We start from the raw sequence: 22,241 nt of genomic DNA, 5'->3' as shown, positions 1-22,241 counted from the left end.
GGGCGGGGGGCCGGCTCCTGTCCTGCCTGTGCTCGCGCCTTACGCGGCCACCGGCACCTGCCCGGCACCGGACTCGGCCGGCTCAAGCGCCAGCTTCAGCACCTGGCGTACGTCGCTGACCGGGTGCACCTCCAGCGCCTCCAGGATCTCGGCCGGGACGTCGTCCAGGTCGGCCTCGTTGCGCTTCGGGATGATCACCGTGGTGATCCCGGCCCGGTGCGCGGCCAGCAGCTTCTGCTTGACCCCGCCGATCGGCAGCACCCTGCCGGTCAGCGACACCTCACCGGTCATCGCCACATCGGTGCGCACCCGCTGCCCGGAGAGCAGCGACGCCAGCGCCGACGTCATGGTCACACCCGCGCTCGGACCGTCCTTCGGTACGGCGCCCGCCGGGACGTGCAGGTGCACGCCGCGTTCCTTCAGGTCGCCGACCGGCAGCTCCAGCTCGGCGCCGTGCGACCGCAGGAAGGAGAGCGCGATCTGCGCGGACTCCTTCATGACGTCGCCCAGCTGGCCGGTGAGCTGCAGGCCGGAACCGCCGGTCTCCGGGTCGGCCAGCGACGCCTCGATGTAGAGCACGTCGCCGCCCGCTCCGGTGACCGCCAGGCCGGTGGCCACCCCGGGCACCGCGGTCCGCCGCTCCTCCGGGTCCTGAGCGGACTCCGGTACGTGGTGCGGCCGGCCGATCAGCTCCCGCAGATTCTCCGCGCCGACGGTGAACGGCAGCTCCTGCTGCCCGAGTTCGTGCCGCGCGGCGATCTTGCGCAGGATCCGGGCGATGGTCCGCTCCAGGGTCCGCACGCCCGCCTCACGGGTGTACTCGGTGGTCAGCTTGCGCAGCGCGTCCTCCGCCAGGGTCACCTCGTCGCCGGCCAGGCCGGCCCGCTCCAGCTGGCGCGGGAGCAGGTGGTCGCGGCCGATGACGACCTTCTCGTCCTCGGTGTAGCCGTCCAGCCGGACCAGCTCCATCCGGTCGAGCAGCGGCTCGGGGATGGCCTCCAGCACGTTGGCGGTGGCGAGGAAGACCACGTCGGAGAGGTCCAGCTCGACCTCCAGGTAGTGATCGCGGAAGGTGTGGTTCTGCGCCGGGTCCAGGACCTCGAGCAGTGCCGCCGCCGGGTCGCCCCGGTAGTCGGAGCCGACCTTGTCGATCTCGTCGAGCAGCACGACCGGGTTCATCGAACCGGCCTCCTTGATCGCCCGCACGATCCGGCCGGGCAGCGCGCCGACGTACGTCCTGCGGTGACCGCGGATCTCCGCCTCGTCGCGGACGCCGCCGAGCGACACCCGGACGAACGTGCGGCCCATGGCGCGGGCCACCGATTCGCCGAGTGAGGTCTTGCCGACTCCGGGCGGGCCGACCAGGGCCAGCACCGCGCCGCCGCGGCGGCCTCCCACCACACCGAGGCCGCGGTCGGCCCGGCGCTTGCGGACGGCCAGGTACTCGGTGATGCGCTCCTTGACGTCGTCCAGGCCCGCGTGGTCCGCGTCCAGCACGGCCCGGGCGCCGGCGACGTCGTAGGTGTCCTCGGTGGTGGTGTTCCACGGCAGTTCGAGGACGGTGTCCAGCCAGGTGCGGATCCAGCTGCCCTCGGGGGAGGCGTCGGAGGAGCGTTCCAGCTTCTCGACCTCCTTCAGGGCGGCCTCGCGGACCTTCTCCGGCAGGTCGGCGGCCTCGACGCGGGCGCGGTAGTCGTCGCTCTCGTTCTCCGGGTCGCCGTTCAGCTCGGCGAGCTCCTTGCGGACGGCTTCGAGCTGCTGGCGGAGCAGGAACTCACGCTGCTGCTTCTCCATGCCCTCCTGGACGTCCTTGCGGATCGTCTCGGCGACGTCCTGCTCGGCGAGGTGGTCGCGCAGCCACTGGGTGGCGAGCTTGAGCCGGGCCACCGGGTCGATGGTCTCCAGCAGTTCGATGCGCTGTTCGGTGGTGAGGTACGGGGAGTAGCCGGAGTTGTCGGCGAGCTGGCCGATGTCGTCGATCTGCTGTACCCGGTCGACGACCTGCCAGGCTCCGCGCTTGCGCAGCCAGCTGGTGGCCAGCGCCTTGTACTCCTTCATCAGCTCCGCGACGGTGCCCGGCGCCTCGGCGGGCGCGGGCTCGTCGACGGTGGTGCCTTCCACCCACAGGGCGGCACCGGGGCCGGTGGTGCCGGCACCGATCCGGATCCGGCCACGGCCGCGGATGACCGCGCCGGGGTCGCCGTCCGAGAGCCGGCCGACCTGCTCAACGGTGCCGAGGGTGCCGACCGCGGTGTACTTTCCGTCCACCCGCGGTACCAGCAGCACCTGTGGCTTTCCCGAGCCGGACCCGCTGTGCGCCGCCTGGGCGGCCTCCACCGCGGCCCGCACCTCCGCGTCCGTCAGGTCGAGCGGCACCACCATGCCCGGCAGTACCACCTCGTCGTCCAGCGGGAGGACGGGCAGGGTGAGAGGGTTCGGGGTCCGAGGCTCAAATGCCATGATCGCTCCCTTTGCAAGCAAGTTGAGTACACCAGACTCAATGCGGGAGGCTCCGCCGGTGTTCCCCGCCCGCTGTTCGCTCAGAGCGATCACGCATCACAGCAGGTCAGGCCCGAGCTCGCAGGAACGCCGAGGTCGATACGCGACCCAGCATCTCGAACCGGGTCTCCCCGGCCAGGTGCTTGTCCGCGCCTTCCTGGACGCCCTTCCAGGCGCCGTCCCCGTAGTCGTCGAGCACGACGATCCCGCGCGGCGCGATGATCTTCTCGGCCCACTCCAGGTCCTTGCGCACGCCCTCCGCGGAGTGGTCGCCGTCCACGATGATCACGCCGTACTCGCGGTCCGAGACCGCTTCCTGGACGACCTCGTCATCGGAGAAGCCCTGCTGGACACGGGCCTGCTCGCCGGCCGTGCCGCCGAGCGCGAGGTTCGCCCGCACCACGTCGAGCCGGACCGGGGTGCCGGTCGACTCGCTGCCGAAGTTCGTGCCCGGCTGCAGCTGGCTGCCCGCCAGCGGATCCACGATGGTCAAGCGCGGTTCAATACCGGCGCGGTGCAGCATCCGCAGGAATGCCGCGGAGAAGAGGCCGAAGAGCGTTCCGATCTCCAGCACATCGCCGTTCGGCGGGTCGAGCAGCGGAACAGTGGCGAGCTTCCCGCAGACATTTGAGGTACTTCCGGCCAGCCGGCCAAGGCCGAGGGCCTCCAGAGCGATCACGTTCCGGAATGCGACCATCGCATTGCGGCGGGCGAATTTCACGTCCTGTCCGCTGACCGCCGCGATCTGCTTGACCAGCACTTCGTACTGCTGCTTGGTCGGCGTCCGGTTGCCCGAGCCGGCCCGCTCGAAGAGCAAATCGGAAGCGAACTGCTTGCCGCGCAGCTCGGTCAGTTCCTTCCGGAGGCCGTCCAGTTCCCCGCGCATGGCCTCGCGGGCTTCGCGCTCGCTCCGCGTGGCTTTGTCGATGTCCTTGCGGACCCGCTGGTCGACCAGATCGGCGGCCGGGCGCAGCAGCCGGCGCGCGACGGGATTCTTGAAAAGGGATGACATGCGCGGAACCTATGCACGCCGGCGCTTTCTGTCCATGGGCCGACGCTCAAGAAACCAAGAAGTTGCGGTGTCGGCGCTATTAATTTCCGGTGCCTGCCGTCCGATGGGGGCCCTTTGTCTCCGTCCGGCCCTCTCCACCACAATGAGGCCATGCCGATCAACCCCGAAACGTTCGACGCCCCTGTCGTCCTGGACCGCCGTGACGGACCCTACGGAGAAGTCGTGCTCCGCCGGCACGGCGGGCAATTCGAGATCATCGCCAATGGCTGCTTCCTGATGGACACCTCCGACGGCCGCTCGGAACGGCTGCTGGTGGACACCGCACTGGCGGCGCTGGCCGGCGCGGACCCGGCCGACGGCGACTGGCGCGTACTGATCGGCGGCCTCGGCGTCGGCTTCTCCCTCGCCAGGGCAGCCGCTGACGCCCGCTGGGGCGCGATCACGGTGGTGGAGCGCGAGCCGGCGGTCGTCGACTGGCACCGCACCGGCCCGCTGACCCCTTTCTCCGCGGACGCGCTGGCCGACCCCCGGGTGCGCATCCTGGAAACGGACCTGGTGGCGTACGTGACCGGCGCCGCGGAGACGTACGACGCCCTCTGCCTGGACATCGACAACGGCCCGGACTGGACGGTCACCGACGGCAACGGCGGCCTCTACGGCCCCGCGGGACTCGCCGCCTGCCGGGACCGGCTCAACCCCGGCGGTGTGCTCGCCGTCTGGTCCGCCCAGCCCTCCCCCGCCTTCGAGGAAGCGCTGCGCACGGCGGGCTTCACAGCGGTCCGCACCGAGGAGATCCCGGTCGCCCGCGGGGTCCCCGACGTGGTGCACGTTGCCGTCAAGGCGTGAAGGCGTCATAGTCAGGGCGCTCACCGGCCCCGTACGCTCTCGATATTCAGGACGACTTGTGGGGCGGAACGTGGACAGCACGCAGACTTCGGGCGCGCAGCGCCGGGTACTGGTCGTCGAGGACGACCAGACGATAACGCAGGCGATCGCGGCCCGGCTGCAGGCGGAGGGATTCTCGGTACGGACCGCCGGGGACGGCCCGTCGGCGGTCGATTCGGCACACTCCTGGCAGCCCGACCTGCTGGTTCTCGACGTGATGCTGCCCGGCTACGACGGGCTTGAGGTGTGCCGCCGGGTGCAGGCCGACCGGCCGGTCCCGGTGCTGATGCTCACCGCCAGGGACGACGAGACCGACATGCTGGTCGGCCTCGGGGTCGGCGCGGACGACTACATGACCAAGCCGTTCTCGATGCGGGAGCTGGCCGCCCGGGTGCACGTACTGCTGCGCCGGGTGGAGCGGGCCGCGACCGCCGCGCACAGCCCGCGCGGCGCCAGCATCCAGCTGGGCGACCTGGAGATCGACCACGCCCAGCGCCGGGTGCGGGTGAGCGGCTCCGACATCCATCTGACGCCCACCGAGTTCGAGCTGCTGGTCTGCCTGGCGCAGCAGCCGCGGGCGGTGCTCTCCCGGGAGCAGCTGCTCGCCGAGGTGTGGGACTGGGCGGACGCCTCCGGTACCCGCACCGTCGACAGCCACGTCAAGGCACTGCGCCGGAAGATCGGCGCCGAGCGGATCCGCACGGTGCACGGCGTGGGGTACGCGCTGGAGACGCCGGCACCATGAGACGCCGCGGCGGCTGGCGGCGGGAGGTCTGGGCGGCGCTGCGCCCCTGGGACCCCTTCCGCTCGATCAAGGCGGCGCTGCAGCTGCTGGTGATCGTCTCGGTGCTGATCACCACCCTGCTGGTGATCGTGGCCATCCACTCGGCCACCGAGCTGCGCGTGATCACCATCTTCTCGATCATCGCCTCGCTGCTGATCACCCAGATCGTGGCCAACGGCCTGACCGCGCCGCTGCGCGAGATGAGCGCGGTGGCCCGGGCGATGGCCGGCGGTGACTACAGCCGCCGGGTGACCCGGGTGCGCCGGGACGAGGTCGGCGAACTGGCGAAGAACTTCAACCGGATGGCCGCCGACCTGGCCGCCGCCGACCGCCACCGCAAGGAGCTGGTGGCGAATGTCTCGCACGAGCTGCGCACCCCGATCGCGGCGCTGCGCGCGGTGCTGGAGAACGTCGTGGACGGGGTGTCGGCCGCCGACCCCGAGACGATGCGGCTGGCCCTGCAGCAGACAGAACGGCTCGGCAAGCTGGTCAGCCAGCTGCTCGACCTCTCCCGGCTGGACAGCGGCGCGGCCCGCCTCGACGCCAAACGCTTCGAGGTGTGGCCGTATCTGTCGGCCGTGCTGAAGACCGCCAGCCTGGGGATGGAGAGCACCAAGCACACCGGCTCCAGGTCCCGGCCGCGCGCCGACGTCCACCTGCACCTGGATGTGTCACCTCCCGAACTGGTCGCCTATGCCGACGGCGAGCGGCTGCACCAGGTGGTGGCCAACCTGGTGGACAACGCGGTCAAGCACAGCCCGCCGGGCGGCCGGGTGACGGTACGGGCCCGCGGCGGCGCCACGCCCGGCAGCCTCGACCTGGACGTCCGCGACGAGGGCCCCGGCATTCCGGAGGCGGACCGCGTCCGGGTCTTCGACCGCTTCCACCGCGGCTCCCACCCGGGCGGCGACGGCGGTACGGGACTGGGCCTGGCGATCGCCCGGTGGGCGGTGGATCTGCACGGCGGACGGATCGAGGTGGCCGAATCCCCGCGCGGCTGCCGGATCCACGTCACCCTCCCGGGTGGACCTTCGGTGCAACATTGACGCTGGTGAGGCACCATGGGGGAGACGCCGCCTGGTCGGCGCGCGGCCGATGGTGCCCGCGCAACCCGCCCGCTCGACTTCGGCCGCTCCGCACAGCGGATCGCCGAACCCTCAAGAGGGACCACTTTCCCGCCAGGAATGGCGCCGAAACCACGTTCCGGGTGTGACATGCGCGACGACTGGACCCCGAGCCTGCGAGCAGGGGCCTTGAAGGCGTAGCCTTTATTTCCGCTGTCCACCATCTTTGTGAAGCGGAAGAGGGCGGTTGCCGCCGTGTCGCCACAGTCCCCCAATAGCTCCAGTGTCTCGACCGACCACCAAGCGCAGGGCGATGCCCCTGCAGCGGGTTTCGGCCCGAACGAGTGGTTGGTCGATGAGATCTACCAGCAGTACCTCCAGGACCCGAACTCGGTAGACCGAGCCTGGTGGGACTTCTTCGCCGACTACAAGCCGGACGGCTCCGCCGCGCCGGCCGCCCCCGCAGGCCAGGGCGGCGCCTCGGGCGCTGCCGCGCGGGCCGTCGCCGGATCCCCGGCGGTCCCCGCCGTGGCCACCGACGCCGCCCAGTCCCGGCCCGGCACGACCGTGCCGGCGCCGAAGGCCGCCGCTCCCGCCGCCGCGGCTCCCGCGCCCGCCGCACCCCCGGCCGCACCCGCGCCGGCCGCACCCGCCGCGCCTCCGGCTGCCGCCCAGCCCGCCGCCGCACCGGCCGCGCCCGCCGCTCCCGCGGCGAAGGCCCCGGCGCCCGCGCCGGCTCCGGCCGCCCCGAAGGCGTCCTCGAACGGTGCGGCGCCCGAAGGGCACCCCACCGAGTACGTGACGCTGCGCGGCCCGGCCGCCGCGGTCGTGAAGAACATGAACGCCTCGCTGGAACTGCCCACCGCCACCTCGGTGCGGGCCATCCCGGTGAAGCTGCTCTTCGACAACCGCATCGTCATCAACAACCACCTCAAGCGCGCCCGCGGCGGCAAGGTCTCCTTCACGCACCTCATCGGGTACGCGATGGTGCAGGCGCTCAAGGCGATGCCGTCGATGAACCACTCCTTCTCGCTGAAGGACGGCAAGCCGACCCTCGTCAAGCCGGAGCACGTCAACCTCGGTCTGGCCATCGACCTGGTGAAGCCGAACGGCGACCGCCAGCTCGTCGTCGCGGCCATCAAGAAGGCCGAGACGCTGAACTTCTTCGAGTTCTGGCAGGCCTACGAGGACATCGTCCGCCGCGCCCGCAACGGCAAGCTGACGATGGACGACTTCACCGGCGTCACCGCGTCGCTGACCAACCCCGGCGGCCTGGGCACCGTGCACTCGGTCCCGCGCCTGATGCCCGGTCAGTCGATGATCCTCGGTGTCGGCTCGATGGACTACCCGGCCGAGTTCCAGGGCACCTCGCAGGACACCCTGAACAAGCTGGGCATCTCCAAGGTCATGACGCTGACCAGCACCTACGACCACCGGGTGATCCAGGGCGCCGCCTCCGGCGAGTTCCTGCGGATCATGAACCAGCTGCTGCTCGGCGAGAACGACTTCTTCGACGACGTCTTCGCGGCGCTGCGGATCCCGTACGAGCCGGTCCGCTGGCGCACCGACATCGACACCGCGCACGAGGACGACGTCACCAAGGCCGCCCGGGTCTTCGAGCTGATCCACTCCTACCGGGTCCGCGGCCATGTGATGGCCGACACCGACCCGCTGGAGTACCGCCAGCGCAAGCACCCGGACCTGGACGTGCTGGAGCACGGGCTCACCCTGTGGGACCTGGAGCGTGAGTTCGCGGTCGGCGGCTTCGCGGGGAAGTCGCTGATGAAGCTCCGGGACATCCTCGGGGTGCTGCGCGACTCGTACTGCCGGACCGTCGGCGTCGAGTTCATGCACATCCAGGACCCCAAGCAGCGCAAGTGGATCCAGGACCGCATCGAGCGCCCGCACGCCAAGCCGGAGCGCGAGGAGCAGCTGCGCATCCTGCGCCGGCTGAACGCGGCCGAGGCGTTCGAGACCTTCCTGCAGACCAAGTACGTCGGCCAGAAGCGGTTCTCGCTGGAGGGCGGCGAGTCCGTCATCCCGCTGCTCGACGCGGTCCTGGACGCCGCCGCCGAGTCGCGCCTGGACGAGGCCGTGATCGGCATGGCCCACCGCGGCCGGCTGAACGTGCTGGCGAACATCGTCGGCAAGTCGTACGCCACGATCTTCCGCGAGTTCGAGGGCAACCTCGACCCGAAGTCGATGCACGGCTCCGGCGACGTGAAGTACCACCTGGGCGCGGAGGGCACCTTCACCGGCCTGGACGGCGAGCAGATCAAGGTGTCGCTGGCGGCGAACCCGTCGCACCTGGAGACCGTCGACCCGGTCATCGAGGGCATCGCGCGCGCCAAGCAGGACATCATCAACAAGGCGGGCACCGACTTCACCGTGCTGCCGATCGCGCTGCACGGCGACGCGGCCTTCGCCGGCCAGGGTGTCGTCGCCGAGACGCTGAACATGTCGCAGCTGCGCGGCTACCGCACCGGCGGCACCGTGCACGTGGTGATCAACAACCAGGTCGGCTACACCGCGGCGCCCGAGGCGTCCCGCTCGTCGATGTACGCCACCGACGTGGCCCGGATGATCGAGGCGCCGATCATCCACGTCAACGGCGACGACCCGGAGGCCGTGGTCCGGGTGGGCCGGCTGGCCTTCGAGTTCCGGCAGGCGTTCAACAAGGACGTCGTGATCGACGTGATCTGCTACCGCCGCCGCGGCCACAACGAGGGCGACAACCCGCAGTTCACCAACCCGCTGATGTACAACCTGATCGACAAGAAGCGCTCGGTGCGCAAGCTCTACACCGAGTCGCTGATCGGCCGGGGCGACATCACCCTGGAGGAGGCGGAGCAGGCGCTCCAGGACTTCCAGGGCCAGCTGGAGAAGGTCTTCGCGGAGGTCCGCGAGGTCACCTCGCAGCCGTCCGAGCCGCAGCCGTCCGCCGTCCAGGCCGAGTTCCCGGTCGCGGTCGACACCAGCGTCTCGCAGGAGGTCGTCAAGCGGATCGCCGAGTCCCAGGTCAACATCCCGGACGGCATCACGGTCCACCCGCGGCTGATGCCGCAGCTCCAGCGCCGCGCCACCTCGGTGGACGACGGCACCATCGACTGGGGCATGGGCGAGACGCTGGCGATCGGCTCGCTGCTGATGGAGGGCACCCCGGTCCGGCTGGCCGGCCAGGACACCCGCCGCGGCACCTTCGGCCAGCGGCACGCGGTCCTCGTCGACCAGCACACCGGTGACGAGTACACCCCGCTGCAGTACCTGACCGAGGACCAGGCCCGTTACAACGTCTACGACTCGCTGCTCAGCGAGTACGCGGCGATGGGCTTCGAGTACGGCTACTCGCTGGCCCGGCCGGACGCGCTGGTGATGTGGGAGGCGCAGTTCGGCGACTTCGTCAACGGCGCCCAGTCGGTGGTGGACGAGTACATCTCGGCGGCCGAGCAGAAGTGGGGCCAGACCTCCGGCGTCACCCTGCTGCTGCCGCACGGTTACGAGGGCCAGGGCCCGGACCACTCCTCGGCCCGGATCGAGCGGTTCCTGCAGCTGTGCGCGCAGAACAACATGACGGTGGCCTACCCGACCACCCCGGCCAACTACTTCCACCTGCTGCGCTGGCAGGTGCACAACCCGCACCACAAGCCGCTGATCGTCTTCACCCCGAAGTCGATGCTCCGGCTGAAGGCGGCGGCGTCGAAGGCCGAGGACTTCACCAAGGGCCAGTTCCAGCCGATCATCAGTGACCACTCGGTGGAGCCGGAGGCGGTCCGCAAGGTCGTCTTCTGCTCCGGCAAGGTCTACTACGACCTGATCGCCGAGCGGGACAAGCGCGGTGCCACCGACATCGCCTTCCTGCGCATCGAGCGGCTCTACCCGCTGCCGGCACTGGAGCTGCAGGCGGCGCTGGCCCCCTACACCAAGGCGCAGAAGTTCGTCTGGGCCCAGGAGGAGCCGGCCAACCAGGGTGCCTGGCCGTTCATCGCGCTCAACCTGATCGACCACCTGGACCTGGTCCTGGGTGCGGCTCCGGACAACGCGGACCGGCTCCGCCGCGTCTCGCGCCCGTCCTCGTCCTCGCCCGCGGTCGGTTCCGCGAAGCGGCACGCGCAGCAGCAGGAGGAACTGGTCAACGAGGTCTTCGAGATCTGACCTCCGGCCCGCCCCGTCCTTCCCGGGGGCCCGTACCTTCCCGGTACGGGCCCCCGGGCGTACCCCCCTCTCCCCCACACCCCCGCCCCCATCTGTCGCCCTCTTTTTCCTTCCGGAGCACACGCATGTACTTCACCGACCGCGGCATCGAGGAACTGGCCGACCGGCGCGGCGAGGAGGAGGTCAGCTTCGACTGGCTGGCCGACCGGCTGCGCGAATTCGTCGACCTCAACCCGGAGTTCGAGATCCCGGTGGAGCGGCTGGCCACCTGGCTGGCGCGGCTCGACGACGAAGACGACGAGGACGCGTAGGCGCGTGGGCGCGTGGGCGCCGCGGAAGAGCAGGTGCCGCGGACCCGTAAGGGGGCCGGCGGGCGGGACCGGTGCGGAACCGCTTGACTTCCGCCTCACGCGATATATCGTGTCTTCCGAGAGACGCGATATGTTGCGTTACTGGCCTACCCGAGGAGGGGCACGATGAGCGGCACGTCGGACCGGACCGTCACCGAACCCGAGAAGTTCGTCTTCACCGAGCGGGTGGACACCCTGAACGTGCGGATCGTCAACGGTGCCGTCAATGTGGTCGGCACCGACGGCGGGCCCGCCCGGCTGGAGGTCACCGAACTCGAAGGGCCTCCGCTGAAGGTGGAGTTGCGCGGCACGACGCTGACCGTGACGTACGAGGATCTGCCGTGGAAGGGCTTCCTCAAGTGGTGGGACCGCAAGGGCTGGCGGCGGCACGCGGTGATCTCGCTGGCCGTGCCGCAGAGCACCGCGGTCGAGGTCGGCGTAGTCGGCGCGGGCGCGGTGATCTCCGGGATCTCCGGGTCGACCAGCGTCCAGGGCGTCGGCGGCGACACCACGCTGGTCGGCCTCACCGGCCCGGTACGGGCCAATACGGTGGCCGGCAGCGTCGAGGCGCAGTCGGTCTCCGGTGATCTGCGGGTGAACACGGTCTCCGGCGACCTCACCGTGGTCGAGGGCAGCGGCTCCCAGGTGAGGGCGGACTCGGTGAGCGGCAACATGGTGCTCGACCTGGACCCCTCGGCCGGAGCCCAGGTGCGGCTCACCACGGTCTCCGGTGAGATCGCGATCCGCATCCCCGAGCCGGGCGACGCCGAGGTGGAGGCGAACACGACCAGCGGTCATGTCTCCTGCGCCTTCGACGAGTTGCGTGTCACCGGCCAGTGGGGGGCCAAGAGAATCACCGGCCGGATCGGCGGTGGGGGCGCCCGGCTGCGGGCCACCACCGTCTCCGGCGCCATAGCACTGCTCCGGCGGCCACCGCTGGACGATCTGACCGACGGGGACCCGACTTCGCTGCGGAAGGACATCTGACATGGCCCCCGTTTTCGCCCATGGCAGGCTCCGGCTCTACCTGCTCAAGCTGCTGGACGAGTCCCCCCGCCACGGCTACGAGGTGATCCGCCTGCTGGAGGAGCGCTTCCAGGGCCTTTACGCGCCCTCGGCCGGCACCGTCTACCCGCGGCTCGCCAAGCTGGAGAAGGAGGGCCTGGTCACCCACTCCACCGAGGGCGGCCGGAAGGTCTACGCGCTCACCGACGCCGGGCGGGCCGAACTGGCCGACCGCGCCGACGAGATCGCCGGTCTGGAGGCGGAGATCCGCGAGTCGGTCTCCACCCTGGCGGCCGAGATCCGCGAGGACGTCAGGGGCGCGGCCGGCGATCTGCGCCGCGAGGTGCGGGCGGCGGCCCAGCAGGCCCGTACCGCGCCACAGGACGGTGATGCCCGGTACGACAAGCAGGAGTGGAAGGAACAAGCCCGGCGGGCAAAGGAGGAGAGCCGCCGCGCCAAGGAGGAGGCGCACGACGCCCGGCAGCAGGCGAAGGCGGCCCGGGACGCGATGGACAGCGCCCGCGACGAGGTGCAGCGCATCGCCCGGCAGGTCCAGGAGCAGGTGCAGACCTACGCCAAGGGTGGCGACTGGCAGACCGGCCTGCGCGAGGGGCTGGCCGAACTCACCCGCGAGCTGGGGCAGTTCGGCCAGCCGGGCGGCTTCGGAAAGGGCGCGGGAGCCGGTGCGGGCGCGGGCGCGGGTGCGAGTACGGGCGCGGGCACGGGCGCCGGCCGGATGGACGCTCCCACCACGCCGTGGAACTGGTCACCGCCCGCCCCGTACCCGGTGAAGGAGGACGACACCCCGCCCTCCGAGGACCCGCTGCGCGATCTCGAACGGCTGCTGGACCGCTTCCGCGACGACATCCGCGACGCGGCCCGCGACCGCGGTGTGGACGACGGCCGGCTGCGCGAGGTGCGCCGCCACCTGTCCGCGGCGGCGGCCCGCATCGCGGCGGCCCTGGGCGGGCACTAGCACCGGCGCCGCGACCCCCGCCGCGACCCCCGCCGCGACCCCCGCCCCACCGGCGCCGCGGGGACGGACCTGAGGAGTCAGAGCGTCAGGACGACCTTGCCGAACACCTCGCCCGCCGCGAGCTGTTCGAAGCCCTCGCGGGCGCGGTCCATCGGCAGCACGGAGTCGATCACCGGCCGTACGCCGGTGGCCGCGCAGAAGGAGAGCAGGTCCTCCAGCTCCTCCTTGGTGCCCATGGTGGAGCCGACGACCTTCAGCTCCAGGAAGAAGATCCGGTTCAGCTCGGTGGAGGGCGGGTTGGGCCCGCTGGTGGCGCCCGAGATCACCAGGGTGCCGCCGGGGCGCAGCGACTTGATGGAGTGCGACCAGGTGGCCGCGCCGACCGTCTCGATCACCGCGTCGACCCGCTGCGGCAGCCGCGCGCCGGGCTCGAAGACGCCGTGCGCGCCGAGCCGTGCCGCCCGTTCCCGCTTGGCCGCGTCCCGGCTGGTCGCGTAGACCCGCAGGCCGGCCGCCTTCGCCAGTACGATCGCCGCGGTCGCGACACCGCCGCCCGCGCCCTGCACCAGCACCGCGTCCCCTGGCCGTACCCCGGCGTTGGTGAAGAGCATCCGGTACGCGGTCAACCACGCCGTCGGCAGGCAGGCCGCCTCCTCGAAGGAGAGCTCCTTCGGCTTCGGCAGCAGGTTCCAGGTGGGTACGGTCACCTGTTCGGCGAGGGTGCCCTGGTAGCGCTCGGTGAGGATGGACCGCCGCTCGTACGGCCCCACCCCATGACCGGACTGGCCGATCACGGAGTGGAGCACGACCTCGTTGCCGTCCTCGTCCACACCTGCCGCGTCGCAGCCGAGGATCATCGGCAGGCTCTTCTCGCTCAGGCCCACCCCCCGCAGTGACCACAGGTCGTGGTGGTTGAGCGAGGCGGCCCGCACCGTGACCCGGCTCCACCCGTCCCGCTCCCGCGGCCCGGGCCGCTCTCCCGACTCCAGCCCGTTGAGCGGCTGCTCGGCATCGATGCGCGCGGCGTACACAGCAAACATGTCCCGACCCTACGATCCCTACCGGCCGGTAGGGAACAGCGCGCGTCTGTGACACCTCACGCACGGGCCGCCGCGCCTTCGTCGTCCGCGCACCCCTCGGGCGGAGGCACGCAGACGACCCAGGCGACGACCCAGACGACGACCCAGATGACGACGCAGATGACGACGCGGACGACGAAGGCGCGGCGCGCCGGTCAGCGCCGGGCGACGCCCTCCGCGCGGGCGGCCGCCGCGACGGCCGCGGTGACGGCGGGCGCGACGCGCGGGTCGAAGGGCGAGGGGATCACGCAGTCCGCGGCGAGTTCCCCGGCGACGACCGCCGCCAGCGCCTCGGCCGCCGCGAGCTTCATGCCCTCGGTGATCGCGGACGCCCGCACCTGGAGGGCACCGGCGAAGATGCCGGGGAAGGCGAGCACGTTGTTGATCTGGTTGGGGAAGTCGCTGCGCCCGGTGGCCACCACCGCCGCGTACTTCCGCGCGACCTCGGGGTGGATCTCCGGCGTCGGGTTCGCCATCGCGAAGATGTACGCCCCCTTCGCCATCGTGGCGACGGCGGACTCCGCCACCGTGCCGCCGGAGACGCCGATGAAGACGTCCGCCCCGGACAGCGCCTCCTCCAGCGAGCCGGTGAGCCCCGCCTTGTTCGTATACGAAACCAGGTCCCGCTTCACCGGGTTGAGGTCGTCCCGGCCGCCGTGCACCACGCCCTTGCGGTCGGTGACCGCGACATCGCCGATGCCCGCCTCGACCAGGATCTTGGCGATGGCGACGCCGGCCGCGCCGGCCCCCGAGATGACCGCGCGCAGTTCGCCGAGTGTCCGGCCGGTGAGCGTGCAGGCGTTGCGCAGCGCGGCAAGGGTGACCACCGCCGTGCCGTGCTGGTCGTCGTGGAAGACCGGGATGTCCAGCCGCTCCTTGAGCCGCTTCTCGATCTCGAAGCAGCGGGGGGCGGAGATGTCCTCCAGATTGACGCCGCCGAAGGAGGGGGCGAGCCGGACCACGGTCTCGACGATCTCGTCCACCCCGGTGCAGGCCAGCGCGATCGGCACCGCGTCGACGCCGCCGAACTGCTTGAAGAGGATCGCCTTGCCCTCCATCACGGGCAGCGACGCCTCGGGGCCGATGTCGCCGAGCCCCAGCACGGCGGTGCCGTCGGTGACGACCGCGACCACGTTCGACTTCCAGGTGTAGTCGTTCACCAGTTCCGGCTGGTCCGCGATGGCCGTGCAGACCTCCGCGACGCCGGGCGTGTAGGCGAGCGACAGGTCGTCCGCGTCGCGCACCGGCACGGTGGAGGCGATCTCCAGCTTGCCGCCGCGGTGCAGGGCGAACACCGGCTCGACCGGCAGTCTGCCCGCTCCGGCGTCCGCGTCCCTGTCGGTGCCCGCGCCCGCGCCCGCGCCCGAATCGGTGTCGGTGTCGGTGTCGGTGTCCACGACGGTGAGCGGATTGACGATCTCCGTTGCCACTTTTGACCCCATTTGTCGAAGTTTGAGGGAAAGGCTCCGCCCGAACGAGCAGGCAGAGGTGGGCTCGGCGTCCGTACCGCCAGAAGGGAGTGAGGTGGCGACAATCGGACACCCGGCGCGCCGCACGCACGCCATGGCCCCGGATAAGGGGTGAAGGAACCGTTCTATCGGAAAACTGTTTCCGCTGACGAGTACCCATGTGATCGGCATGGCCCCACCGCGGTCCGGCCTTGGTGTACCGGCCCGGTGAGCGCCCGGGGATCGCCCGTTATCCGATTTTGACACAACGGGCACCCTGCCTGGGGCTGTCCGGATGGCAAGATGCACAGATCACACAGGGTTCCGGTACTCGATGGCGTGTGCCTTTACACAGCCCTGCAGGTGTAATCCCCCCGTCTCGCAGGAGGACACAGCGATGACCGCACGTACCACCAGGCGCCCGGCCGCCCTGTCACGTCTCACCGCGGTCGCCGCCATCGCGGTCGCCGGCGCCCTGGTCATCACCGGGTGCGGCGACCAGACCAAGAAGGACGACTCGTCCGGCGCCCCCTCGTCCGGCGCGCCGGGCGCGACGTCGGCCGCCGCCAAGGCCCCGCTCTTCGCCAAGCTGCCGAAGAAGTACCAGGACTCCGGTGTCATCCAGGTCGGCACCGACGCGTCGTACGCTCCGATGGAGCAGACCGAAGAGGGCAAGATCGTCGGTATCGACCCGGACATCGCGGACGCGCTGTCGAAGCAGCTGGGCGTGAAGTTCCAGTTCACCAACGGCAAGTTCGACGGCCTGATCACCTCCCTGTCCTCCGGCCGCGCCGACATCGTGATGTCCGCGATGAGCGACACCAAGGCCCGCCAGCAGGGCCTGGACGACAGCGGCAAGAAGACCGGCAAGGGCGTCGACTTCGTCGACTACTACACCTCCGGTTCGTCGCTCCTGGTGAAGAAGGGCAACCCCAAGAACATCAAGACGCTCGCCGACCTGTGCGGCCAGAGCGTGGCGGTCCAGCGCGGCACGATCTACGAGGACGCCTTCAACGCGCAGAAGAAGGCGTGCGGTTCCAAGGGCCTGAAGGTCCAGACGTACGACACCGACTCCGAGGCGCAGACCCGGGTCAGGGCCGGCGGCGCGGTCGCCGACCTCAACGACACGCCGGTGGCCGCGTACATCGCGCAGAAGTCCGGTGGCGGCAACGACTTCGAGGTGGCCGGCTCGCCTGCCGACGCCGGACCCTTCGGCATCGCGCTGGACAAGAGCAACACCCAGCTGCGGGACGCCCTGAAGGAGGCGGTGGACGCCATCATCGCCGACGGCACCTACACCAAGGTGCTGGAGAAGTGGAACGCCACCAGCGGCGCCATCGCGCAGGCCGCGATCAACGGCGGCTCCTGACGTGACCGACGGCAACTTCGTGAAGGGGCCCGGCGAAGCGCTGCCGGCCGGGCCCTCGCTCGACGAGAAGCCGGCGCCCGCCCCGACCACCCCGTACGAGGCGATCCGGGCCGTCCCGGTGCGCCACTACGGCCGCTGGGTGGCGGCCGTGGTGGTCGTCGCGCTGCTGGCCTGGCTGGTCTACGCCTTCTCGCAGGGCGATGTCATCTGGTCCACCGTCGGCGACAAGCTCTTCGACTCCTATGTGCTCAAGGGCGTCTGGCGGACCCTGCTGATCTCGGTCACCTCGATGGCGCTCGGCCTGGTGCTCGGCGTGCTCTTCGCGGTGATGCGGCTGTCGAAGAACCCGGTCACCGGCGGTGTCGCCTGGCTGTACATCTGGTTCTTCCGCGGCACGCCGGTCTACGTCCAGCTGCTGATGTGGTACAGCCTGTCGCTGATCTTCCCGGTGATCAATCTGGGGCCGATCTACAAGAACACCACGGTCGCCGTGATGACCCCGTTCGTGGTCGCGCTGCTGGGGCTCGGCCTCAACGAGGGCGCCTACATGGCGGAGATCGTCCGGGCCGGCATCCAGTCGGTGGACGAGGGCCAGACCGAGGCGGCGCACGCGCTGGGCATGACCGGGGCCAGGACCATGCGCAGGATCGTGCTGCCGCAGGCCATGCGGGTGATCATCCCGCCGACCGGCAACGAGTTCATCAACATGCTGAAGACCTCGTCCCTGGTCTCGGTGGCCGCGTACACCGAACTGCTCAGGGCGACCTCGGACATCGGCACCGACTCCACCGCGGTGATGGAGATGTACTTCGTCGCCTCCATCTGGTACCTCGCGCTGACCAGCGTGTTCAGCATCGGCCAGTTCTACCTGGAGCGCCGGTACGCCCGCGGGTCGCTGCGTTCGCTGCCGAAGACGCCGTGGCAGAAGGTCCGCTCCAACCTGTCCACCCTGCGCCGACCGAAGGTGGCCGCGTGATGAGCACTCCGAAGAGCGGCGCCCAGCCGATGGTGAAGGCGGAGGGCGTGCACAAGTCCTTCGGGGCCGCGCACGTCCTCAAGGGCATCGACCTGGAGGTGGCACCGCGGGAGGTGTTCTGCCTGATCGGGCCCTCCGGGTCCGGGAAGTCGACCTTCCTGCGCTGTGTGAACCACCTGGAGCAGATCAACGCCGGCCGGCTCTGGGTCGACGGCGAGCTGATCGGCTACCGGCAGCAGGGCGACCGGCTGCACGAGCTGCGCGACCGCGAGGTGGCCGCCAAGCGGCGGGACATCGGGATGGTCTTCCAGCGCTTCAACCTCTTCCCGCACATGACCGCGATCGAGAACGTCATGGAGGGCCCGGTCCAGGTCAAGCGGGAGTCCAGGGCGGTGGCCCGGGACCGGGCGACCGCGCTGCTCGACCGGGTGGGCCTGGCCGACAAGGCCGCCACCTACCCGGCCCAGCTCTCCGGCGGCCAGCAGCAGCGGGTGGCCATCGCCCGGGCGCTGGCGATGGAGCCGAAGCTGATGCTCTTCGACGAGCCGACCTCCGCGCTCGACCCCGAGCTGGTCGGCGACGTCCTCGACGTGATGCGCGGCCTCGCCGAGGACGGCATGACGATGATCGTGGTCACCCATGAGATGGGCTTCGCCCGGGAGGTCGGCGACGCGCTGGTCTTCATGGACGACGGCGCGGTGGTGGAGACCGGCCACCCGCGGGATGTGCTGACCAATCCGCAGCACGACCGGACGAAGTCGTTCCTGTCGAAGGTGCTGTGAAAGTAATAGCCTGGCTGCAGGTTCGGCCATTACCCGGACCGGATCGCACCCCGTAAGGATCCCACGTGGAACTGGCTTATTACGCCGACTACGCCGTGCGCCTCGTCAACAGCGAGGAGCCGTTGCGCGGCACCGACGCGCTCACCTCGGCCGACGCGGTGCGCGAGCTGGCCGGCGCCGGCACCCAGGCCGGCAGCCGGGTGGCGGACGCCGACGTGCCCCGGCTGCGGGGAGTGCGCACCCGGCTGCGCGGGGTCTTCGAGGCGGCCGACGAGGGCGACGAGGTCCGGGCCGTCGACCTGCTCAACCAGCTGATGCTGGAGTACCCGGTCAGCCCGCAGATCTCCGGCCACGACCACCTCCACGAGGACACCGGCCGCCCGCTGTGGCACATGCACCTCGCCGAGCAGGCGCCGACCGCGGGCGCGGTCTTCGCCGCCAGCGCCTGCATGGGGCTGGCGGTGCAGCTCACCTCGCTCGGGGTCGACCGGCTCGGCATCTGCGAGGCGACACCGTGCCGGAACGCCTACGTCGACACATCGACAAACCGTTCGCGCCGTTACTGTTCCGACCGGTGTGCCACCCGCGCCAATGTGGCGGCTTACCGGGCCCGCAAGCGCTTGGAGAACGAGCGGTCGGCGCGCAGCGGCCTGACGCAGGACGCCGCCCAGGCCGCCCAGGAGCCCGCCCCGGCCACCGAGCGCTGAACCTCCCGGGGTGGCCGGAACCGCGCTCTGGCCCGGGCCAGCACCATGTCGTCCGGCACCGTGCCGAACTCCCGGCTGTCGTTCTCCACGAACGCGTTGTCCCCCATCACCCACCAGCCGCCCTCGCGCCGCTCCACCGCGCGTTTGACGATCAGCAGGTCCTGTTGCAGCGGGTGCCGCAGCACCACCACATCCCCCTCACGTACCTGTTCGGCGCCACTGCTGATCTTCTGGATCAGCAGCCAGTCGCCGTTCAGCAACGTGGGCGCCATCGACGGACCAGTGACCTCGACCAGCTGCCATGACAGCCTGGCCCCCTGCTCCCGCATCCTCCGCCTCCTGGTTCGTTTCTCCACCGCCCCCAGGGTGACACCAGACTTTTGGCCTAAGCCACCTGGGGCACCCGAGAAAACGAGTCCTCCAGGGAGTAATGTCCCACCTGAAAGACGATCACGAGGAAGGACAGCCATGTTCACTCGCCTGTTCGCGCCCAAGGTCAAGGTCAGCGCCCACTGCGACCTGCCCTGCGGCGTCTACGACCCTGCCCAGGCCCGCATCGAGGCCGAGTCCGTCAAGGCGGTCCAGGAGAAGTACCAGGCCAACGAGGACGCGGACTTCCGCACCCGTGCGGTGCTCATCAAGGAGCAGCGCGCGGAGCTGGCCAAGCACCACGTCTCGGTGCTGTGGAGCGACTACTTCAAGCCCCCGCACTTCGAGAAGTACCCGCAGCTGCACCAGCTGGTGAACGACACCCTGAAGGCCCTCAGCGCCGCCAAGGCCTCCAACGACCCGGCGACCGGCCAGAAGGCCCTCGACCTGATCGCCCAGATCGACAAGATCTTCTGGGAGACCAAGCAGGCCTGACCCCTCCGGGGCACCCCTGTCGCACGCACACGCCCGGCCCGTCCCCGACGGCGCCGGGCGTTCGCGTGTCCGCCCTCGCCCGCCTCCCGCCGCAAAACCTTGCCGCGAGGGTCCACGCCGGCGCGAATTTCCACTGTCCGCGCCCCTCGATGGCAAAAAGTTCCAGGATTTACCTCCCAGAGGTTGCTCACTGCCATCCACTCTCGCAAAGCTGCCGCACAGCACTTCTCCCCATGCACGCACGCACGCACCGCGAGGAGCCTGGATGCACCACCCGCTCAGACACACCTCCCGCCGCAGAACGCTGACGCTGGCGGCGGCCCTCTCCCTGCTGGCCGGACTCTCCGTCACCGCGGTCTCCGGCACGGCGGGCGCCGCCGCCCCGCAGACCACCCGGCAGGCCGAATTCACCGCGGCCGCCCAGGAGTTCGGCGTCCCGCTGCCGGTGCTCGAAGCGGTTTCGTACAACGAGTCCCGGTGGGAGGCGCACGCCGGGCAGGAGAACGCCGAGGCCGGCTACGGCCCGATGAACCTCACCGACCTCACCACCAAAGAGCTGGACGCGGACGGCCTCAGCACCCAGTCGCCGCGCTACGCCGACCTGTTGAAGGCCCCGGCGGAGCACACCGCGGCAACCGCCGCCGCGCTGCTCGGCACTGACACCGCGTCCGTCGAGGCGGACGAGACGCAGAACATCCGCGGCGGCGCCGCCCTGCTGGCGTCCTACGCCGAGGGCTACAGCCACGGCAGGCTGCCGAAGACCATCGACGGCTGGTACGCCGCCGCCGCCCGCTACAGCCAGGGCACCGAGGACAAGATCGCCCAGGTCTTCGCCGACCAGGTCTGGGACACCCTGCGCACCGGCGCGTCCGCCACCACCACCGACGGCCAGCAGATCACCCTGCCGCCGGTCGGGCACCTGCACCCGAACCGGAACGACGTGCGCAAGCTCGGGCTGAAGGACGTCACCCCGCCCGCGGGCACCCAGCCGGCCGAGTGCCCCAAGTCCCTCGGCTGCGACGTCATCCCCGCCGCCTACACCCTGCTGGACCCGGCGAACCTCGCGGACTACGGCAGCCACGACATCGCCGACCGCCCGCACGACCTGCCGATCCGCTACATCACGCTGCACGACACCGAGGAGACCTACGACGGCACCCTCGACCTGTTCCGCGACCCGACCTACGCGGCGGGCGCGCACTACGTGGTCCGCTCCTCCGACGGCCATGTCACCCAGCTGACCCCGACCAAGGACATCGCCTGGGACAGCGCCAACCGGTCCTTCTACCAGCACTCCATCGGCATCGAGCAGGAGGGCTACGCGACCCACAGCTCCACCTGGTTCAGCGAGCCGCTCTACCGCTCGACCGCCGCGCTGGTGAAGTACCTGGCCAAGAAGTACGACATCCCGCTGGACCGGGCGCACATCCTCGGCCACGACAACATCCCGGGCAGCAGTGAGAGCGGCATCGCCACCCAGCACTGGGACCCAGGACCCGGCTGGGACTGGGAGCACTTCTTCGACCTGCTGGGCGCACCGGTCCACGCCACCGCCAAGAAGGGCAGCGACATCGTCGCGATCAAGCCCGGCTTCGCGCGGAACAAGCAGACCACGACCTACTGCGACGGCCTGCCCGGCTACAAGCAGTTCCCCGGCCCGTACCGCGGTTTCGAGTGCCCGGCGACCTCCGCGGACGCCCCGTCGAGCTTCGTACCGCTCTACAGCGCGCCGAGCACCAGCGCGCCATTGCTCGCGGACCCGTATCTGCACCCCACCGGCGCCGGCACCACCGCGATGGACGACTGGGGCGACAAGGCGCCGTCAGGTGAGCAGTACGTGGTCGCCGAGCGGCAGCCCGGCTGGACCGCGATCTGGTACGGCGGCAAGGAGGCGTGGCTGCAGGACTCCGCGCAGCACCCGGTGACGGTGCCGGTCAAGGCGTCCCGGATCGTGCCCAAGGCGGGCAGGACCTCGATCCCCGTCTACACCACGGCCTACCCGGAGGCGTCGGTCTACCCGGCGGACTTCGTGGCCTTCGAGGGCGGCGTCGCACCACGCCCGCAGCGGGCCGCCGCCAAGTACTCCATCGCGGCCGGCCAGTCCTACGTGGAGTCGGGCCCGGCGATGAACACGGACTCGTACTTCGCGATCTACTACGACGGCTCGGCGCCCTACGACCGGCACGACTTCGTGGGCCAGACCAAGGTGTACGAGATCGTCTACAACCACCGCGTCGCCTTCGTGAACGCCGACGACGTGGACGTCATCCCGTAACCCCGCAGGTGGCC

Annotated in this window: 18 protein-coding genes; 13 read left to right on the top strand and 5 right to left on the bottom strand. The window is 70.6% G+C overall.

Annotated features, from left to right (window positions below):
• Positions 1-39: 39 nt before the first annotated feature.
• Both lon and OG552_RS24445 read right to left on the bottom strand, forming a co-directional pair.
• The gene (lon, locus tag OG552_RS24450) at positions 40-2,460 is read right to left on the bottom strand and encodes an endopeptidase La (RefSeq protein WP_329136351.1); all 2,421 of its coding nucleotides are present in this window, start codon (positions 2,458-2,460) and stop codon (positions 40-42) included.
• A 106-nt stretch (positions 2,461-2,566) separates the two neighbouring features.
• Positions 2,567-3,511 (bottom strand): class I SAM-dependent methyltransferase, encoded by a 945-nt coding sequence (locus OG552_RS24445; protein WP_329136350.1) that lies wholly within the window; start codon positions 3,509-3,511, stop codon positions 2,567-2,569.
• A gap of 150 nt (positions 3,512-3,661) precedes the next feature.
• On the opposite strand from OG552_RS24445, the gene OG552_RS24440 reads away from it, so the two are divergent.
• The 7 genes from OG552_RS24440 (at position 3,662) to OG552_RS24410 (ending at position 12,727) form a co-directional block, all read left to right on the top strand.
• A complete protein-coding gene (locus tag OG552_RS24440; protein ID WP_329136348.1) occupies positions 3,662-4,357 on the top strand; it encodes a spermidine synthase in 696 nt (231 codons plus the stop codon).
• A gap of 70 nt (positions 4,358-4,427) precedes the next feature.
• Entirely contained in the window at positions 4,428-5,141 is a 714-nt protein-coding gene (locus OG552_RS24435) for a response regulator transcription factor (protein WP_329136345.1), read from the top strand.
• The gene (locus OG552_RS24430; protein ID WP_329136343.1) at positions 5,138-6,226 is read left to right on the top strand and encodes a HAMP domain-containing sensor histidine kinase; all 1,089 of its coding nucleotides are present in this window, start codon (positions 5,138-5,140) and stop codon (positions 6,224-6,226) included. The genes OG552_RS24435 and OG552_RS24430 overlap by 4 nt, the downstream gene beginning before the upstream one ends.
• A 273-nt stretch (positions 6,227-6,499) precedes the next feature.
• Positions 6,500-10,396, top strand: coding sequence for a multifunctional oxoglutarate decarboxylase/oxoglutarate dehydrogenase thiamine pyrophosphate-binding subunit/dihydrolipoyllysine-residue succinyltransferase subunit (locus tag OG552_RS24425; RefSeq protein WP_329136342.1), 3,897 nt, complete (start codon positions 6,500-6,502; stop codon positions 10,394-10,396).
• A gap of 125 nt (positions 10,397-10,521) precedes the next feature.
• On the top strand, positions 10,522-10,707 hold the full coding sequence (locus OG552_RS24420) for a DUF6104 family protein (RefSeq protein WP_329136341.1): 186 nt from the start codon (positions 10,522-10,524) through the stop codon (positions 10,705-10,707).
• A gap of 165 nt (positions 10,708-10,872) precedes the next feature.
• Positions 10,873-11,733: a DUF4097 family beta strand repeat-containing protein gene (locus OG552_RS24415; RefSeq protein WP_329136338.1), complete on the top strand. Its 861-nt coding sequence runs from the start codon at positions 10,873-10,875 to the stop codon at positions 11,731-11,733.
• Between the two features lies 1 nt (position 11,734).
• A complete protein-coding gene (locus OG552_RS24410; protein WP_329136336.1) occupies positions 11,735-12,727 on the top strand; it encodes a PadR family transcriptional regulator in 993 nt (330 codons plus the stop codon).
• Positions 12,728-12,804: 77 nt separating this feature from the next.
• Here the strand turns inward: OG552_RS24410 and OG552_RS24405 are convergent, their stop codons facing one another.
• Complete coding sequence (locus OG552_RS24405) at positions 12,805-13,767, bottom strand: zinc-binding dehydrogenase (protein WP_329136334.1); 963 nt, start codon at positions 13,765-13,767, stop codon at positions 12,805-12,807.
• A gap of 194 nt (positions 13,768-13,961) precedes the next feature.
• Positions 13,962-15,236, bottom strand: coding sequence for an NAD(P)-dependent malic enzyme (locus OG552_RS24400; RefSeq protein WP_329136332.1), 1,275 nt, complete (start codon positions 15,234-15,236; stop codon positions 13,962-13,964).
• Between the two features lie 415 nt (positions 15,237-15,651).
• Here OG552_RS24400 and OG552_RS24395 point away from each other — a divergent pair, with 415 nt between their 5' ends.
• From OG552_RS24395 to OG552_RS24380, 4 genes are all read left to right on the top strand, one after another.
• Entirely contained in the window at positions 15,652-16,623 is a 972-nt protein-coding gene (locus tag OG552_RS24395) for an ABC transporter substrate-binding protein (protein WP_329136330.1), read from the top strand.
• A 1-nt stretch (position 16,624) separates the two neighbouring features.
• Positions 16,625-17,599, top strand: coding sequence for an amino acid ABC transporter permease (locus OG552_RS24390; RefSeq protein WP_329136328.1), 975 nt, complete (start codon positions 16,625-16,627; stop codon positions 17,597-17,599).
• Positions 17,599-18,381 (top strand): amino acid ABC transporter ATP-binding protein, encoded by a 783-nt coding sequence (locus tag OG552_RS24385; protein WP_329136326.1) that lies wholly within the window; start codon positions 17,599-17,601, stop codon positions 18,379-18,381. The genes OG552_RS24390 and OG552_RS24385 overlap by 1 nt, the downstream gene beginning before the upstream one ends.
• 65 nt (positions 18,382-18,446) lie before the next feature.
• Entirely contained in the window at positions 18,447-19,088 is a 642-nt protein-coding gene (locus tag OG552_RS24380; protein ID WP_329136324.1) for a CGNR zinc finger domain-containing protein, read from the top strand.
• Here the strand turns inward: OG552_RS24380 and sodX are convergent.
• Entirely contained in the window at positions 18,983-19,417 is a 435-nt protein-coding gene (gene sodX / locus OG552_RS24375; RefSeq protein WP_329136322.1) for a nickel-type superoxide dismutase maturation protease, read from the bottom strand. The two genes, OG552_RS24380 and sodX, sit on opposite strands and share 106 nt — an antisense overlap.
• A 139-nt stretch (positions 19,418-19,556) precedes the next feature.
• Here sodX and sodN point away from each other — a divergent pair, with 139 nt between their 5' ends.
• Together sodN and OG552_RS24365 are read left to right on the top strand one after the other, a co-directional pair.
• Entirely contained in the window at positions 19,557-19,952 is a 396-nt protein-coding gene (gene sodN / locus OG552_RS24370; RefSeq protein ID WP_329136320.1) for a superoxide dismutase, Ni, read from the top strand.
• A 265-nt stretch (positions 19,953-20,217) separates the two neighbouring features.
• On the top strand, positions 20,218-22,227 hold the full coding sequence (locus OG552_RS24365; RefSeq protein ID WP_329136318.1) for an N-acetylmuramoyl-L-alanine amidase: 2,010 nt from the start codon (positions 20,218-20,220) through the stop codon (positions 22,225-22,227).
• The last annotated feature ends 14 nt before the right edge of the window (positions 22,228-22,241 follow it).

It is taken from the genome of Streptomyces sp. NBC_01476 (genome assembly GCF_036227265.1).
Classification (GTDB): Bacteria; Actinomycetota; Actinomycetes; order Streptomycetales; family Streptomycetaceae; genus Actinacidiphila.
The sequence above is the reverse complement of the archived record's forward strand: the minus strand, read 5'-3'. Positions and strand labels throughout refer to the sequence as shown.